We start from the raw sequence: 15,294 nt of genomic DNA on the forward strand, positions 1-15,294 counted from the left end.
GAGCGGACATGAGCGCCGGCAACCTGATCGGGCTGCTCGTCTCGATTCTCATCTTCGCGTACCTCGCCTACGCCCTCCTGCGCGGGGAGAAGCTCTGATGACCGCAGAGGGCTGGATCCAGATCCTCGTCTTCTTCGCCGTCCTGACGGCCTTGACGCCGCTGATCGGCGCCTACATGCACAAGGTCTTCCGCGGCGACGCGATCCTGGCCCCGGTGCTCGGCCCCGTCGAGCGCGGCTTCTACAAGCTGCTGCGCGTCGACCCCAGACAGGAGCAGGACTGGAAGGCGTACGCGCGTGCAGTGCTGTTCTTCAGCCTCGGCTCGTGGCTGTTGCTCTACGCGATCCTTCGCCTGCAGGGATCGCTTCCGTTCAACCCGGCCGGCTTCGGCGCCGCGCCGGCCGACGTCAACTTCAACACCGCCTCGTCGTTCGTCGCGAACACGAACTGGCAGTACTACGCCGGCGAGACGACGCTCTCCAACTTCAGTCAGATGGGCGGCCTCGCCGTCCAGAACTTCCTCTCCGCCGCGGTCGGCATCGCCGTCGTGATCGCGGTCATCCGCGGCTTCTCCGCGCGCAGCCTCAGAACGCTCGGCAACTTCTGGTCCGACCTCACACGGACGCTGCTGTACATCCTGCTGCCGATCTCGTTCGTCGGCGCGCTCTTCCTCGTCTCCCAAGGCGTCGTGCAGTCGCTCTCGCCGGCCGAGGCGTTCACGAGCCTCGAAGGCGTCAGACAGGCGATCACGCTCGGACCGGTCGCCTCCCAAGAGGTGATCAAGCTGCTCGGCACCAACGGCGGCGGCTTCTTCAACGTCAACTCCGCGATGCCGTTCGAGAACTCCAGCGGGCTCGTGAACTTCTTCGAGATGCTGCTGATCCTGATCATCCCGGCGGGCCTCACGGCGACGTTCGGCCGGATGGTCGGCAACCGCCGCCAGGGCTGGGCGATCTACGGTGCGATGTTCGCGATGTTCGCGGTCGCCGTCGCGATCGTCTACGCCGCCGAGGGTCACGGCTCGCCCGCGCAGCACCTCGCCGGCATCGAGGGCGGCAACTTCGAGGGCAAGGAGACGCGCTTCGGCATTCCGTCCAGCGCGCTCTTCGCCGCCGTCACGACGGTCGCCTCCTGCGGCGCGGTCAACGCGGCGATGGAGTCGTTGACCGGCATCGGCGGCGCCGTCCCGATGGCGAACATGATGACCGGCGAGGTGATCTTCGGCGGCGTCGGCTCCGGCCTCTACGGCATGCTGATGTTCGTCATCCTCGCGGTCTTCATCGCGGGCCTGATGGTCGGCCGCACGCCCGAGTTCCTCGGCAAGAAGATCGGCGCCCGCGAGATCAAGCTGACGATGATCGGGACGCTCGCGGTGCCGCTGTTCGTGCTCGTCCTGACGGCCGCCGCGATCTCGTCCAAGTACGGCTTGAGATCGATCTACAACGGTGGCCCGCAGGGCTTCTCCGAGACGCTCTACGCCTACGTCTCGCAGACGAACAACAACGGCTCCGCGTTCGCCGGCTACACCGGCTTCGTCCAGCCCAACGGGCCCGGCAACAGCGGCGCGTTCGGGATCACCTTCGCCGACCTGCTCGGCGGCGGCGCGATGCTCGCCGGCCGCTTCCTGCCGCTGCTCGCGGTGCTGGCGATCGCCGGCGCGCTCGCGGGCCGCAAGGTCGCGCCGGCCGGCCCAGGCACGATGCGCACCGACACCGGCACGTTCACGGTGCTGACGGTCGGCACGGTCCTGCTCGTCGCGCTGCTCACCTTCGTCCCCGCACTCCTGCTCGGCCCGGTCGTGCAGGGCCTCACGGATCGGATGTTCTGATGAAACGCGATCTCCAAGCCTCGGTCGTCGCGCTGATCGTCTTCACGATCGTGCTCGGCCTCCTCTACCCGCTCGCGGTCACCGGCGTCAGCCAGGTCGCCTTCAACGACGCCGCCAACGGCAGCCTCGTGAAGGTCGACGGCAGAGTCGTCGGGTCGCGGCTGCTCGGCCAGGGCTTCAGAGGCCCGCGCTACTTCCACAGCCGCCCCTCGCAGACCGAGTGGAACCCGTCGGCGACCGCGTTCAGCAACGCCGGCCCCAACGGCGCCGACACGCGTGACGCGATCGCTGCCAACGCCGACGCCTACCTGAGGCTGGAGGGCAGATACGACGCCTCGTTGACGCGCGGCGAGATCCCGCCGGACGCGGTCCAGACCTCCGGCTCTGGCGTCGATCCGCACATCACCCCGGCGAACGCGCGCATCCAGGCGCACCGCGTCGCAGAGGTGCGTGGGCTGCCGCTCGACCGCGTCAACGCCCTGATCGACGACAACACCGACGGCCGCGGCCTCGGGCTCTTCGGCCAGCCAGGCGTCAACGTCCTCGAACTCAACCTCGCGCTCGACAAGGAGACCACCAGATGACCGGCGTCACGCAAGCGCCGCCGAGCGTGCCGCCGACGCAGAGCGGTCCGCGCGCCCAGCAGCGCTCGCTGCTGGAGCCGGCGATCCTGCGCACGGCCGCGCTGGAGTCGCTGCACAAGCTCGACCCGCGCCGGATGGTGCGCAACCCGGTCATGTTCGTCGTCGAGATCGGCGCGCTGCTGACGACGCTCGTCTGGATCGTGCAGGCGTTCGGCGGCTCGATCTCGGGCGCCGGGTCGGATCCCGCCTGGTACACGTTCGTCGTCACGATATGGCTGTGGCTGACGGTCATCTTCGGCAACTTCGCCGAGGCGATCGCCGAGGGCCGCGGTCGCGCGCAGGCGGCATCGCTGCGGGCGATGCGCAGCGAGACGCTCGCGCGGCTGCAGGGCGGCGGCGAGAAGCCGGCCGGCGAGCTGATGCCGGGCGACGTCGTGCTGGTCGACGCGGGCGAGGTGATCCCAGGCGACGGGACCGTGATCGAAGGGATCGCGTCGGTCGACGAGTCGGCGATCACCGGCGAGTCGGCACCCGTCATCCGCGAGGCGGGCGGCGACCGCTCAGCCGTCACGGGCGGCACGCGCGTGCTGTCGGACCACGTCGTCGTCGAGATCACGCAGAAGCCGGGTGAGTCGTTCCTCGACCGCATGATCGCGCTCGTCGAGGGCGCCAGCCGGCGCAAGACGCCGAACGAGGTCGCGCTCGGCATCCTGCTCGCGGGCCTGACGCTGATCTTCCTCGTCGTCGTCGTGACGCTGCGCCCGTTCGCCGACTACGCTGGCACCGAGACGTCGCTGGCGACGCTGATCAGCCTGCTCGTGGCATTGATCCCCACGACCATCGGAGCGCTGCTGAGCGCGATCGGCATCGCCGGCATGGACCGTCTCGTGCGCCGCAACGTGCTCGCGCTGAGCGGCCGTGCGGTCGAGGCGTCCGGCGACGTCGACGTGCTGCTGCTCGACAAGACCGGCACGATCACGCTCGGCAACCGCCAGGCGTCGGAGTTCGTGCCGATGCCCGGCGTGACCGAGCGCGAGCTGGCCGAGGCGGCGCAGCTCGCCTCGCTCGCCGACGAGACGCCCGAGGGCCGCTCGATCGTCGTGCTGGCGAAGGAGCGGCTGGGCATCCGCGCTCGCGAGCTGGCCGAGCACGACGCGCATTTCGTCCCGTTCACCGCGCAGACGCGGATGTCCGGTGTCGACGTCGACGGCGTGCGCCTGCGCAAGGGTGCCGGCGACGCGATCGAGAAGTGGATCGCGGCAGAGGGCGGCACCAACCCGCCCGAGCTGAGAGCCGCGATGGACCGGATCGCGCGTGACGGCGGCACCCCGCTCGCCGTCGCCCGCGACAACCAGGCGCTCGGCGTCGTCCACCTCCAGGACGTCGTCAAGGAAGGCATGCGCGAGCGGTTCGACCACCTCCGCGCGATGGGCATCCGAACGGTGATGGTGACCGGCGACAACCCGCTGACGGCGGCGAAGATCGCGCAGGAGGCCGGCGTCGACGACTTCCTCGCGGAGGCGACGCCGGAGGCGAAGCTCGCGCTGATCAAGGAGCAGCAGGAGGGCGGCCGGATGGTCGCGATGACTGGCGACGGCACCAACGACGCGCCCGCGCTCGCGCAGGCCGACGTCGGCGTCGCGATGAACACGGGCACCCAGGCGGCGCGTGAGGCCGGCAACATGGTCGACCTCGACTCCAACCCGACGAAGCTGATCGAGATCGTGGAGGTCGGCAAGCAGCTGCTGATCACGCGGGGTGCGCTGACGACGTTCTCGATCGCAAACGACATCGCGAAGTACTTCGCGATCCTGCCGGCGATCTTCGCCGCCACGTATGCGACGAGCGCGGACGGCAGCGGCCCGCTCGACAAGCTCAACATAATGAACCTCGGGACGCCGCGCTCGGCGATCATCTCGGCGATCATCTTCAACGCGCTCGTGATCCCGATGCTGGTCCCGCTGGCACTGCGCGGCGTCCGCTTCCGCCCGCTCGGCGCGACGCAGCTGCTGCGCCGCAACCTGATGATCTACGGCCTCGGCGGCTTGATCGCGCCGTTCATCGGCATCAAGCTCGTCGACCTCGTGGTGCACAACCTGCTGGGAGCGTGATGGAGGCGGCGACGCGGTCGAGAACCGGCAGGCTGAAGGTCTTCCTGGGAATGGCTGCGGGCGTCGGCAAGACGTACCGGATGCTCCAGGAAGGCCAGGCCGAGGCCGAGAGCGGCCGCGACGTCGTGATCGGATACCTCGAGCCCCATGGCCGCGCGGAGACCACCGCGCAGGCCAGGGGGCTCGAGGTCGTTCCGCGCCAGCGCGTCGAGCACCGCGGCGCGTTCCTGGAGGAGATGGACCTGCGCGGGATCCTTTCGCGCGCGCCGGAGCTGTGCCTGATCGACGAGCTGGCGCACACGAACGCGCCCGGCCTCCTGCACGCCAAGCGCTACGAGGACGTCGCCGCCGTGCTCGCCGCCGGGATCGACGTCTTCTCGACCGTCAACGTCCAGCACCTCGAGTCGCTCAACGACACGGTGGCGGAGCTGACGACGACGCGCGTGCGCGAGACGGTGCCCGACGAAGTGCTGGGCGAGGCGGACGAGCTGGTGCTGATCGACCTCACGCCGGAGGCGCTGATCGAGCGGCTGCGCGCGGGCAAGGTCTACCCGCGAGAGCGGATCGAGTCGGCGCTCAACAACTTCTTCCGCATCGAGCACCTGTCCGCGCTGCGCGAGGTCGCGCTGCGGCAGGTCGCCGAGGAGGTCGAGGCGCGCCGCGTCGTCGGCCCGCTGCCGGCCCGCCGCAGCGGCGACGGCGAGCGGATCGCGCTGAGCGCGGCGCCGGCCGCGATCGGCGAGCGGCTGCTCGCGCTCGTGACGCCGGCGCCGGTCTCCCAGCGGGTCGTGCGGCGCGCATGGCGCTCGGCGCAGCGGCTCGGCGCCGACCTCGACCTGCTGTGGGTCCAGCCGGCCGGCCGCGAGCTGAAGCCCGAGCAGGCCGAGCAGCTCGACGCGCTGCGGCGGCTCGCGGTCGTGCTCGGCGCGCACCTGCTGGTCGAGCCGGGCGACGACCTCGTCGCCGTAGTGCGGCGCGTCGCCCACGACCGCAGAACGACGTACGTGCTGATCGGCGAGCCGCGGCCGCGCAACGCCCTGCGGCGGCTGCTGCGGCCGTCGCTGCCGAGCCGTCTGCTCGACGCGCTGCCCGGCATCGACGTGCGCATCGTCGCCGACCGCACGCGGCGCGCGGCGGCGGTCGACGAGCAACAGGAATGGAGTGGAGAAGCATGATCCTCGACGTCGTCATCACGCTCGCGAGCCTCGCGGCCGCCGCGGCCATCGCGTGGGTGGTGCGCGGCCGGCGGGCGCGCAACGGCGTGCCGGCGCCCGGCCCGAGACGTGTCCTGTTCCCGTTCCTCGGCCGCTCGCTCTCCAAGCCGGCGCTGCAGGCGGCGCTGCGGCTCGCGCGCGCGGAGGGCGCGACGCTCGTTCCCGTCTACCTCGCGGAGGTCCCGCGCCACCTGCCGCTCGACTGCGCGCTGCCCGGCCAGAGCGCCGTCGCGCTCGCGCTGCTCGACGCGATCGAGCAGGACGCGCGCCGCTGCGGCGTGCCGGTCGACGCGCGGATCGAGAAGGGCCGCGACTCGCGCCACGCGCTGCGCGAGATGATGGCCCACGAGCGCTACGACCGGATCGTGCTGGCGGCCGAGACCGCGAACGGCGGCGACGGCTTCAGCCCGGACGAGACCGCGTGGCTGCTCGCGAACGCGCCGGGCGAGATCGTCGTGCTGCGGCCCGATCGCGTCAACGGGAACGGCCGCCACGACGCGCGCGAGCGGCCGGTGGTCGCGAGCGCGGCGTAGGCGGTGCTCGCGACGGGCGCCCCGAGCCGGCGCGTCCGGCGCGCGGGGCGCGGCGGCTGCCGGCTCACCCCCGCAACCGCTCGGCGAGGCAGCGGCCCGTGACGCTCTCCGGCGCGTCCAGCAGCCGCCGCGGCGGACCCTCGCAGACGATGCGGCCGCCGTCGCTGCCGGCGCCCGGACCGACGTCGATCACCCAGTCGGCGTCGGCGATCACGTCGAGGTCGTGCTCGACCACGACGACCGTCGCGCCGCCGTCGACGAGGCGGTGCAGCAGCGCGAGCAGCGTCGCCACGTCGCTGCCGTGCAGGCCGGTCGTCGGCTCGTCGAAGACGTACAGCTCGCTCGGCTGCGCCAGCTCGCGCGCCAGCTTGAGCCGCTGGCGCTCCCCTCCGGAGAGCGTGTCGAGCCGCCGCCCGAGCGCGAGGTAGCCGAGCCCGACGGTCTCCAGCCGTGCGAGCGCGTCTGCGATCGGCGGGTCGTCGTCGAACAGCTCCGCCGCCTCGCTCGCCGTCATCGCGAGCAGCTCGTCGATCGCCTGGCCGCGGTAGCGGTAGCCGAGCGCGCGGGCGTTGAAGCGGCGCCCGTCACACGCCTCGCAGACGGTCGCGACCGGCTCCATGAACGCGAGGTCGGTCGCGACCTCGCCACTGCCGCCGCACACCGGGCAGGCGCCCTTCGAGTTGGGGCTGAACCAGGCCGGGCTGACGTCGTTCGCGCGCGCGAAGCGGGTCCGCACACGGTCGAGCACCTTCAGCAGCGTCGCCGGGCTGGAGCGTCTGCCGCCGCGGATCGGCCGCTGGTCGAGCAGCGCAGCGTCGGGCCGCACGCGCGGCAGCTCGCGTTCGACGAGCGTGCTCTTGCCCGCGCCGGCGACGCCGCTGACGACCGTCAGCACGCCGGTCGGGATCGTCACCGTGACGTCGCGCAGGTTGTTCGCCGACGCGCGCTCGATCGCGATCGAGCCGGTCGGCCGCCGCGGGCTGCGCCGCAGCGCGGTGCGTCCGCGCAGGTGGCGCGCGGTCGCGGTCCCGGCACGCAGCAGTCCGTCGAGCGCGCCCGCGTAGACGACGCGGCCGCCGCCGGCGCCGGCGCCGGGCCCGAGGTCGACGACATGGTCGGCGATCGCGATCAGGTCGCGGTCGTGCTCCACGAGCAGGACCGTGTTGCCCTTGTCGCGCAGGCCGCGCAGCGTCGCCGCGAGCAGGTGGACGTCGCGGGCGTGCAGCCCGCTGCTCGGCTCGTCGAGCACGTAGGTGAGGCCGGTCAGCGAGCTGCCGAGGTGCCGCACGAGCTTCACGCGCTGCGCCTCGCCGCCGGACAGCGTCGAGGAGACGCGGTCGAGGCTGAGGTAGCCGAGCCCGATCCGTTCCAACTCGCGCAGTCGCTCGGTCAGCGCTGCGACGACGGGCGCGACCGCCGGTGCGTCTACCGCCTCGGCGACGGGCAGCAGCTCGCGCACTTCCATCGCCGACCAGTCGGCGATGGAGCGCCCGTCGATGCGGCTCGCGAGCGCGGCGGCGTTGAGCCGCGCGCCGTCGCACGCCGGGCACGGCCCGCTGCGCACGACGCGCTCCAGCTCGGGGCGGTGGCGCGGATGGACCTTCGCGTTCGCGCCGGTCAGGTGGGCGCGCGTGAAGCGGTCGAGCAGGTTCTCGTAGGTGCCGCTCGGCGGCCATTCGGGCGGCGCGTCGGGGAGTCTGCGCGGCGACGCGTCGAGCAGCAGGTGCAGCTCCTCGGCGGTCCAGTCGCGCAGCGGCGTGTCGGGGTCGAACAGGCCGGAGTGGACGTAGCGCTTCCACTGCCACGTGCCGGGGGCGAACGTCGGGAAGCGGATCGCGCCGTCGTTGAGCGAGCGCGAGCGGTCGAGCAGCTGCTCGACGTCGATCCGCTCGACCGTGCCGATCCCGTCGCACTGCGGGCACATGCCGCGCGGGTCGTTGAACGAGAACGCCGTCGACTCGCCGGCGTGCGGCTCGCCCGCGCGCGAGAACAGCAGCCGCAGCAGGGCGGCGGCGTCGGTCGCGGTGCCGACCGTCGAGCGCGCGTTGCCGCCGAACGGCCGCTGGTCGACGACGATCGCGACCGACAGGTTCTCCAGCCGCTCGACGTCCGGGCGGCCGTGGCGCGGCAGGCGGTGGCGGGCGAAGCTGTCGAACGTCTCGTTCAGCTGGCGCTGGGACTCGGCCGCGATGGTTCCGAACGCGAGCGACGACTTGCCCGACCCGGAGACGCCGGTGAAAACGGTGATCGCGCCCTTGGGGATGCTCGTGGTGACGCCCGCGAGGTTGTTCTGCCGGGCGCCGATGACGTGGATCTGGTCCATCGGCTCCACGCTAGGCGTAAATGCGGTCACTTCTCGGCCACTTCTCGTGCAACGATGATGCGATGGCCGACACGAGCAGACGGATGCTGCGGCTGCTCACGCTGCTGCAGACTGGCCGCGCCTGGTCCGGAGCAGAGCTGGCCGGGCAGCTCGGCACGAGCCCGCGCTCGCTGCGGCGCGACGTCACGCGGCTGCGCGAGCTGGGCTACCCGGTCGCGGCGCCGCGCGGGCCCGGCGGCCACTACCGGCTCGCCGCGGGCAGCGCGATGCCGCCGCTGCTGCTCGACGACGACGAGACCGTCGCGATCGCGATCGGGCTGCAGCTCGCGCGCGCGGGTGCCGTCGAGGGGATCGCCGACGCCGCCGCGCAGGCACTGCGCAAGGTCGAGCAGGTGCTGCCGCAGCGGCTCGCGGCGCAGGCGCACGGCCTGCTGCGGGCGGTCGACGCCGCGCCGCCGTCGTGGCCCGGGGTCGACGGCGCGCTGCTGACCGAGCTGAGCGCCGCCGCCGCTCGCCACGAGCGCGTGCGGCTGCGGCACCGCCGCCGCGACGGCGGTGAGCGGGAGCGGATCGTCGAGCCGCACCGTGTCGTGCTGCTCGGCCGCCGCTGGTACCTGCTCGCATGGGACACCGAGCGCGACGACTGGCGCACGTTCCGGCTCGACCGCGTCGAGCGGGCGCGGCGGCTCGGCCAGCCGTTCCGGCCACGGCCGCTGCCGGCCGAGAGCGCCGTCGACTTCCTGCGCGAGCGCTTCGACGCGCACGCGCCCGAGCAGCTCGTCGTCGTGACGTTCCACGCGTCCGTCACGACGGTCGCCGAGCGCCTCAGCCGGAAGGACGGCGCGCTCGAACCGCTCGGCGACGATCGCTGCCGCTACAGCGCGCGCGTCGACTCCTACGAGTGGATGGCGGTCGTGCTCGCGCTCGCGGGACTGGACTACACGATCGAGCGCCCGGCGGCGTTCGCCGTCTACACGCGCGCGCTCGCGCAGCGGATGGCGGCGGCCGCGGGGGAACCGGCGTAGCGCGCACCGCATCCAACGGCGGCCGGCCGTGTTCTGGACTTGCAACGGAGCGCCCAGGCGATCCACTGCCTGGGGCCTAAGCTGCCCAGCTCCGCGAGTTCCCGGCGCGTCGCGAAGCGACTGGCGCCGCTGTGGAACTCGCTGTGCGAAGCCCAATGTCCGCTGTTCCCCGTCACATCCCCGCCTACGCCGCCGCCGTCCTCGGTGCGTTGCTCGCCTCGATCGCGTTCGCGCTCGTGCTGAGCGCCGACGCCGAGGCCGCGAAGCGGCCGGCCAAGCTGAAGCTGTCGTGGACGCGCTGCTCCTCGACGCCGTTCCCCTGCCAGGGATCGCATTCGGTCGTCGTGCGGACCGGCAAGGTGCTGATCGGCGCCGGCGGCATGAGCAGCCGCGCGAAGGTCGAGTTCCCCGTCCGCACGAAGGCCGGTCGCGTCGGCAAGCGCCGCGTCGGCGGCAGCTTCCGCAGCAGAACCCGCCTGCTCGTGCGCGTCCCCGGCGACGCGATCAGCGGCCGGATCCGCGTCGTGATGCCCGGGCCGCGGTACTCGAACTCGCTGCGGATCACCGTCCGCAAGGTCCCGCCGAAGCCGAAGCCCAAGCCGCCGCCGACGACGCCGCCGTCGAGAGGCGGCGGAACGCCGGTCGGGGACAGCGTCTTCGACGGCAGTGGGATGTGGATCTGGTACCTCAGAAGATCCGAGAGCGGCGACCCGGCGCAGATCGCCGCGAGAGCGCAGGCGGCCGGCGTCCGCACGGTCTTCGTCAAGAGCGCCGACGGCGCCAACGTCTGGTCGCAGTTCTCCAGCAGCGCGGTCGCGGCGCTGAAGGCGACCGGCCTCAACGTCTGCGGCTGGCAGTTCGTCTACGGCAACGACCCGATCGGCGAGGCGAGAGCGGCCGCGGCGGCGAAGGACGCCGGTGCCGACTGCTTCGTGATCGACGCGGAGGGCGCCTACGAGGGCAAGTACGCGCAGGCCCAGCGGTACGTGAGAGCGCTGCGCGCGGCGGTCGGCGACGCCTACCCGATCGCCCTCACGAGCTTCCCGTACGTGCACTTCCACCCGGGCTTCCCGTACTCGGTCTTCATGGGGCCGGGCGGTGCGACGTTCAACCTGCCGCAGGTGTACTGGAAGACGATAGGAACGTCCGTCGACACCAGCCTCCAGGTCACTTACCAGTACAACACCGTCTACGAGACCCCGATCTACCCGCTTGGGCAGGCGTACGACGGCACCGCGGCAACCGATCTGCGGCGCTTTCGGCAGCTGTCGGAGGCATACGGCGCGCGCGGCGTCAGCTGGTGGGTCTGGGACTACGCGAGCACGTCGGACTGGGGCGCGATCGGCGCCGGCCTGACGCCGATCGCCGCGCCGGAGTCGGCCGGCTACCCGACGCTGCGAGTCAGATCGAAGGGCGACCTCGTCGTCTGGGCGCAGCAGCACCTCAGCGGCGCGGGGCAGTCCGTGACGGTCGACGGCGACTTCGGCTCGGGCACGGCGAGCGCGGTGCGCGCCTACCAGGCGTCGAAGGGCCTGCCTGAGACCGGCGTGCTCGACGCCGACACGTGGCCGACGTTGCTGCAGGAGCAGCCGGCGGCGCCCGACTGGGCGGCGCAGGCCGCACGCGCCTCGCGCGCCGCGACCGGCGCGCGGGCCTCGGCCTCCGCCTCGTCGCGTCTGCCGGCCGTCAACGGCCCGCGCTCCGCCGGGCTCAGAGCGCTGCGCGACGAGATCCCGGCCGGGCCGCAGCGCTAGCGCAGCGCCCGCCGCGCCCCGTGCGCGGCGCGGCGCTGATCCGCTATCTCGTCGCTTCCTCCAGCTGCTTCTGCGCGTCCTCGAGCTGCTGCTTCGCGTCGTCGGGGATGTTGCTGTTCTCCTTGACGGCGTCGATCGCGTCGTCGGCGGCGTCGCCCGCCTGTCTCTGGAGGTCTCTGACGTCCTCCTCCAGCGCTCTCTGCGCCTCTTCGGCGGTGATTCTCCCGTTTCTCAGGTCCTCACGGATCTGCGCGGCCTTGTCCTGCAGCTCTCTGCCCTTCTGCTGGATCTGCTCGCCCTTGTCCTGGAGCGTCTTGGCGGCGTCGTCGGCCGAGTCGCTGCCGCAGCCGGTCAGCGCGATCGCGCCGACGGCGCCGACCGCGAGCAGTGTCGAGTGAAGTCGCATGGAGTGCCTCCTCCGATTCGGTGTCCGTGCGTGCAACGGTGCACATGAAAGTGGATCAGAGACGCCGCGTCAGTCGTCCGCGGGTCTCGCTTCGGTCTCAGTCGCGCGTGGCGAGCACGCTGCGCAGCGACAGCTTGGGACCCATCCGCAGCGCAGCACGAGCGTAGACCGTCGTCGCCAGCCGCAGCGTCGCCACGGTCGCGCCGAGCGTCAGCAGCAGCGAGACGATCAGCTGCCAGGCCGGGACCTCGGTCACCAGCCAGCGGGCCGGCATCGCCATCGGCGCGCTCGGCGGCAGGAACGAGATCACGGTCAGCAGCGTGCCGTCGGGGTCCTGGATCCCGACGAACGCGAGGATGTAGGAGCCGATCACGACCATGTTCAGCGCGCCCGTGCTCGACTGCAGATCCTCCTGCCGAGAGACGAGCGCGCCCGCGACGGCGTAGAGGCACGCGTAGAACGCGAAGCCGAGCACGAACCACAGCCCGATCAGCGCGGCCCAGCCGATCGTCACGTTCGGCAGGTCGACTGCGCTCAGCAGGCTCGCGCCGATCAGCCCGACGGCGATCGTGAGCACGAACTGGCCGATCCCGAGCACGCCGAGGCCGATGATCTTGCCGGCCAGCAGCTCGCGCGGCCGGATCGCGCTCAGCACGACCTCGATCACGCGCGAGGACTTCTCCTCGACGATGCCGCCGGCGACCCACAGGCCGTACGTGAAGATCGCGAGGTAGAGCAGCAGCACCGCGACGAACGCGATCCCCTGGCGCGTGCCGCGGTCCTCGTTCTCGGGTTCGAGCACCGCGACGCGCAGCGGCGCCGGCGCGAGCGCGGCGTTGAGCTGCGCGGCCGGCACGCCGGCTCTGTCGAGCGCGTCGCGCAGCGCGAGCTGGCGGCGGGTCGCCTGCACGGCCGCGGCGAGTGTGTCGTCGGGGTCGTCCTCGACGAGGATCTCTCTGCCGTCGATCACCGCCGCGTCGAGGTCGCCGTCCTCCACCGCCTTCACGGCCGCGGCCCGATTGGGCAGCGCGCGCGTGTCGATCTCGGCGTCGAGCGCGGGACCGGCCTGCTGGAGCGCCTGCGCGTACGGCTCCGAGGCTGCGCCGACGAGGCCGACGTCCTTCGTGTCGTTGCCGCCGCCGGTGAGGGCGGCGATCACGAGCACGATCACGATCGCGAGCAGCTGGATCACGGAGCCGACCTGGAACGCGCGGCTGCGCGCCCGCTCGACCAGCTCGCGCCGGGCGACCAGCCAGCGCATGTCGCTCATGCGGCCGCTCCCGCCTCGGCGGGCTGCTCGGCGACGACCTCGCGGAACAGCTCGCTGAGCGACGGCAGGACGAAGCTGAAGTGGGTGACGGGGCCGGCGGCGCGCGCCCGGTCGAGCACGAGCTGCGCGTCGGTGTCGTCGTCCAGCGCGACGAGCGTGCCGCGCTCGTGGTCGCTTCCGGGCGGCACGGCCGCGGCGCCCTCGACGCCCGCGAGCCAGCTCGTGTCGGCGGCGCCCTCGCCCTCGACCTCGACGCGGACCATCCGGCGGCGGTTCTGGCGGCGCAGCCGTTCGACGTCGCCGGCCGCGACGATCCGTCCGTCCTTGACGATCGCGACCGTGTCGCACAGCCGCTCGACCAGCTCCAGCTGATGGCTGGAGAAGAGGACCGGCGCGCCGCGCTCGACCTCTTCGCGCAGCACACCGGCGAGCACGTCGACGCCGATCGGGTCGAGGCCGGAGAACGGCTCGTCGAGCACCAGCAGGTCGGGTCCGTGCACGAGCGCGGCGGCGAGCTGCACGCGCTGCTGGTTGCCGAGCGACAGGCTCTCCAGCTCGTCGCGGGCGCGGTCGGTGAGCCCGAGCCGGTCGAGCAGGTCGTCGGTCGCGCGGCGCGCGGTGGCGGCGTCGAGCCCGTGCAGCCGCGCGAGGTAGACGAGCTGCTCGGCGACCCGCATCTTCGGGTAGAGGCCGCGCTCCTCCGGCATGTAGCCGAAGCGGCGGCGTGCGGCGGCGTCGAGCGGTCTGCCGTTCCAGCTGACGTCGCCGCTGTCGGGGCCGAGCACGCCGAGGACGATCCGCATCGTGCTCGTCTTGCCGGCGCCGTTGGGGCCGACGAAGCCGGTCATCCGGCCGGGCTCGACGTCGAGCGAGAGCCCGTCGAGCGCGACGACGGAGCCGTAGCGGAGATGGAGGTCGCGGCACCGCAGCACGGCGGTCGAGGCTATCGACATCGGCGGCGATCTTGCCCGCCGACGCGCCGCGTCAATCGTCGCCGCGCGGGTAGGCTCGCCCCATGCTCGTCCGCGACGCCGGTGACGCCTGGCAGATCGTCCTGCAGACCGACCACGCCGACCTCTCCGCCCAGCTGCTGGCGGCGTGGGGCGGCGACGGCTTCGCGCGGCCGCAGCCGTACGCGTCGGTCGTGCGCGCCGCGCAGCGGCACGACGACGGCTGGGCGGTGTGGGAGCGGCGCCCGCGGCTCGCGCCCGACGGCGCCGCGCCGCAGAACTTCATCGGCGTCGGCGTGCCCGTCCATCTCGCGTTCTACCGCGCCGGCGTCGAGACGGCGTGCGACGAGGACCCGTACGCCGGCCTGCTCGTCTCGATGCACATGAGCGGCCTCTACCGCCGTCGCTACGGGGTCGTCCCCGCCGGCGAGATGAGACTGTCGCCCGAGCTGCGCGCGCGGGCCGACGTCTACTGCGACCAGGAGGAGGAGCGTCAGGCCGCGCTCGTCGCCGAGCTGGGCGCCGAGGACGCCGAGCGCTGGACCAACTACGCGCTGCTGCAGGTCGCCGACCTCGTCTCGCTCTACTGCCAGCTCGGCGACCTCGAGAGCGGCGTCGGCGCGCCGGGAGCGGTCGAGGACGTCCCGGCGGCGGACGGCGCCAGAACGTCGATGGCGATCACGCCGCTCGGCCCGTGGCGGCTGCGGTTCGACCCCTACCCGTTCGCCGAGACCCCGCTCGCGCTGACGATGGTCCGCCGGATGGTGCCCAAGCGTGCGTGGGCCAGCGACGACGACTTCCGCACGGACTTCTACGCCGCTCGCCCGGAGACGGTGCGGATCTTCGCGCAGGCCTGAGCGGCCCCGCGCCGCGCCGCGGGCCGCCCGCGCCGCGGGCCGCGCCGCTCAGAGCGGCCGCACGGTGACGGCGGTGCCGTACGCGGCGACCTCGCTCATCACGTTGCCGATGTCGTTGCAGTCGAAGCGCATCGCGATGACGGCGTTGGCGCCGTGCTCGCGGGCGGAGTCCTTGAGCCGGTCGACGGCGTGGTTGCGCGACTCGGTCAGCAGCTTTGTGTAGCCCTTGACCTCGCCGCCGGCGACCGTGCGAAACGACGCGCCGATGTTCGAGAAGGCGTTGCGCGCCCGCACGACGAGCCCGAACACCTCGCCGTAGACCGCGACGATCTCATAGCCCGGCAGGTCGTTCATCGTCGTGATGATGATGTCGTCGTGGCTCATGCGGCAAACGGTGGCAGGCGCCGCGGACGGCGGCGCCTGCCGGTGTCGCGAGTGA

14 protein-coding genes are annotated in these 15,294 nt (G+C 72.5%); 9 read left to right on the forward strand and 5 right to left on the reverse strand.

What is annotated here, in order from left to right:
• The first annotated feature begins 8 nt into the window (after nt 1-8).
• Genes CWOE_RS32450 through CWOE_RS03625 form a run of 6 tightly spaced genes read left to right on the forward strand, consistent with a single transcriptional unit; the run spans nt 9 to nt 6,270 of the window.
• Nucleotides 9-98: a potassium-transporting ATPase subunit F gene (locus CWOE_RS32450; protein WP_148260882.1), complete on the forward strand. Its 90-nt coding sequence runs from the start codon at nt 9-11 to the stop codon at nt 96-98.
• On the forward strand, nt 98-1,828 hold the full coding sequence (gene kdpA / locus CWOE_RS03605; protein WP_012932208.1) for a potassium-transporting ATPase subunit KdpA: 1,731 nt from the start codon (nt 98-100) through the stop codon (nt 1,826-1,828). Before CWOE_RS32450 ends, kdpA begins: the two co-directional genes overlap by 1 nt.
• On the forward strand, nt 1,828-2,412 hold the full coding sequence (gene kdpC, locus CWOE_RS03610) for a potassium-transporting ATPase subunit KdpC (protein WP_012932209.1): 585 nt from the start codon (nt 1,828-1,830) through the stop codon (nt 2,410-2,412). The genes kdpA and kdpC overlap by 1 nt, the downstream gene beginning before the upstream one ends.
• A complete protein-coding gene (gene kdpB, locus CWOE_RS03615) occupies nt 2,409-4,523 on the forward strand; it encodes a potassium-transporting ATPase subunit KdpB (protein ID WP_012932210.1) in 2,115 nt (704 codons plus the stop codon). Before kdpC ends, kdpB begins: the two co-directional genes overlap by 4 nt.
• Entirely contained in the window at nt 4,523-5,698 is a 1,176-nt protein-coding gene (locus CWOE_RS03620; RefSeq protein ID WP_012932211.1) for a histidine kinase, read from the forward strand. The genes kdpB and CWOE_RS03620 overlap by 1 nt, the downstream gene beginning before the upstream one ends.
• The gene (locus CWOE_RS03625; protein WP_148260883.1) at nt 5,680-6,270 is read left to right on the forward strand and encodes a universal stress protein; all 591 of its coding nucleotides are present in this window, start codon (nt 5,680-5,682) and stop codon (nt 6,268-6,270) included. Before CWOE_RS03620 ends, CWOE_RS03625 begins: the two co-directional genes overlap by 19 nt.
• A 64-nt stretch (nt 6,271-6,334) precedes the next feature.
• Here the strand turns inward: CWOE_RS03625 and CWOE_RS03630 are convergent, their stop codons facing one another.
• Complete coding sequence (locus CWOE_RS03630; protein ID WP_012932213.1) at nt 6,335-8,593, reverse strand: ATP-binding cassette domain-containing protein; 2,259 nt, start codon at nt 8,591-8,593, stop codon at nt 6,335-6,337.
• A gap of 62 nt (nt 8,594-8,655) precedes the next feature.
• Here CWOE_RS03630 and CWOE_RS03635 point away from each other — a divergent pair, with 62 nt between their 5' ends.
• Both CWOE_RS03635 and CWOE_RS33770 read left to right on the forward strand, forming a co-directional pair.
• Complete coding sequence (locus tag CWOE_RS03635) at nt 8,656-9,618, forward strand: helix-turn-helix transcriptional regulator (protein ID WP_012932214.1); 963 nt, start codon at nt 8,656-8,658, stop codon at nt 9,616-9,618.
• Nucleotides 9,619-9,773: 155 nt separating this feature from the next.
• On the forward strand, nt 9,774-11,372 hold the full coding sequence (locus CWOE_RS33770; protein ID WP_012932215.1) for a peptidoglycan-binding domain-containing protein: 1,599 nt from the start codon (nt 9,774-9,776) through the stop codon (nt 11,370-11,372).
• 43 nt (nt 11,373-11,415) lie between these two features.
• Here the strand turns inward: CWOE_RS33770 and CWOE_RS03645 are convergent, their stop codons facing one another.
• The 3 genes from CWOE_RS03645 to CWOE_RS03655 form a co-directional block, all read right to left on the reverse strand.
• Complete coding sequence (locus CWOE_RS03645; RefSeq protein ID WP_012932216.1) at nt 11,416-11,778, reverse strand: hypothetical protein; 363 nt, start codon at nt 11,776-11,778, stop codon at nt 11,416-11,418.
• Nucleotides 11,779-11,875: 97 nt separating this feature from the next.
• Nucleotides 11,876-13,048, reverse strand: coding sequence for an ABC transporter permease (locus CWOE_RS03650; protein ID WP_012932217.1), 1,173 nt, complete (start codon nt 13,046-13,048; stop codon nt 11,876-11,878).
• Nucleotides 13,045-14,001, reverse strand: coding sequence for an ABC transporter ATP-binding protein (locus tag CWOE_RS03655; protein WP_012932218.1), 957 nt, complete (start codon nt 13,999-14,001; stop codon nt 13,045-13,047). The genes CWOE_RS03650 and CWOE_RS03655 overlap by 4 nt, the downstream gene beginning before the upstream one ends.
• A 62-nt stretch (nt 14,002-14,063) precedes the next feature.
• Here CWOE_RS03655 and CWOE_RS03660 point away from each other — a divergent pair, with 62 nt between their 5' ends.
• A complete protein-coding gene (locus CWOE_RS03660) occupies nt 14,064-14,855 on the forward strand; it encodes a DUF3891 family protein (RefSeq protein WP_012932219.1) in 792 nt (263 codons plus the stop codon).
• 48 nt (nt 14,856-14,903) lie between these two features.
• Here the strand turns inward: CWOE_RS03660 and CWOE_RS03665 are convergent, their stop codons facing one another.
• A complete protein-coding gene (locus tag CWOE_RS03665; protein ID WP_012932220.1) occupies nt 14,904-15,239 on the reverse strand; it encodes a YbjQ family protein in 336 nt (111 codons plus the stop codon).
• Nucleotides 15,240-15,294 lie beyond the last annotated feature (55 nt).

Source organism: Conexibacter woesei DSM 14684 (genome assembly GCF_000025265.1).
In the GTDB taxonomy this organism is placed as follows: Bacteria; Actinomycetota; Thermoleophilia; order Solirubrobacterales; family Solirubrobacteraceae; genus Conexibacter; species Conexibacter woesei.

Bases quoted from the DNA above. Each gene is read 5' to 3' on its own strand.
- CWOE_RS33770 (WP_012932215.1), top strand. From the start codon at position 9,774: ATGTCCGCTGTTCCCCGTCACATCCCCGCCTACGCCGCCGCCGTCCTC.
- CWOE_RS03650 (WP_012932217.1), bottom strand. From the start codon at position 13,048: ATGAGCGACATGCGCTGGCTGGTCGCCCGGCGCGAGCTGGTCGAGCGG.
- kdpB (WP_012932210.1), top strand. From the start codon at position 2,409: ATGACCGGCGTCACGCAAGCGCCGCCGAGCGTGCCGCCGACGCAGAGC.
- CWOE_RS03625 (WP_148260883.1), top strand. From the start codon at position 5,680: ATGGAGTGGAGAAGCATGATCCTCGACGTCGTCATCACGCTCGCGAGC.
- CWOE_RS03635 (WP_012932214.1), top strand. From the start codon at position 8,656: ATGGCCGACACGAGCAGACGGATGCTGCGGCTGCTCACGCTGCTGCAG.
- kdpC (WP_012932209.1), top strand. From the start codon at position 1,828: ATGAAACGCGATCTCCAAGCCTCGGTCGTCGCGCTGATCGTCTTCACG.
- kdpA (WP_012932208.1), top strand. From the start codon at position 98: ATGACCGCAGAGGGCTGGATCCAGATCCTCGTCTTCTTCGCCGTCCTG.
- CWOE_RS03665 (WP_012932220.1), bottom strand. From the start codon at position 15,239: ATGAGCCACGACGACATCATCATCACGACGATGAACGACCTGCCGGGC.
- CWOE_RS03655 (WP_012932218.1), bottom strand. From the start codon at position 14,001: ATGTCGATAGCCTCGACCGCCGTGCTGCGGTGCCGCGACCTCCATCTC.
- CWOE_RS03660 (WP_012932219.1), top strand. From the start codon at position 14,064: ATGCTCGTCCGCGACGCCGGTGACGCCTGGCAGATCGTCCTGCAGACC.
- CWOE_RS03645 (WP_012932216.1), bottom strand. From the start codon at position 11,778: ATGCGACTTCACTCGACACTGCTCGCGGTCGGCGCCGTCGGCGCGATC.
- CWOE_RS32450 (WP_148260882.1), top strand. From the start codon at position 9: ATGAGCGCCGGCAACCTGATCGGGCTGCTCGTCTCGATTCTCATCTTC.
- CWOE_RS03620 (WP_012932211.1), top strand. From the start codon at position 4,523: ATGGAGGCGGCGACGCGGTCGAGAACCGGCAGGCTGAAGGTCTTCCTG.
- CWOE_RS03630 (WP_012932213.1), bottom strand. From the start codon at position 8,593: ATGGACCAGATCCACGTCATCGGCGCCCGGCAGAACAACCTCGCGGGC.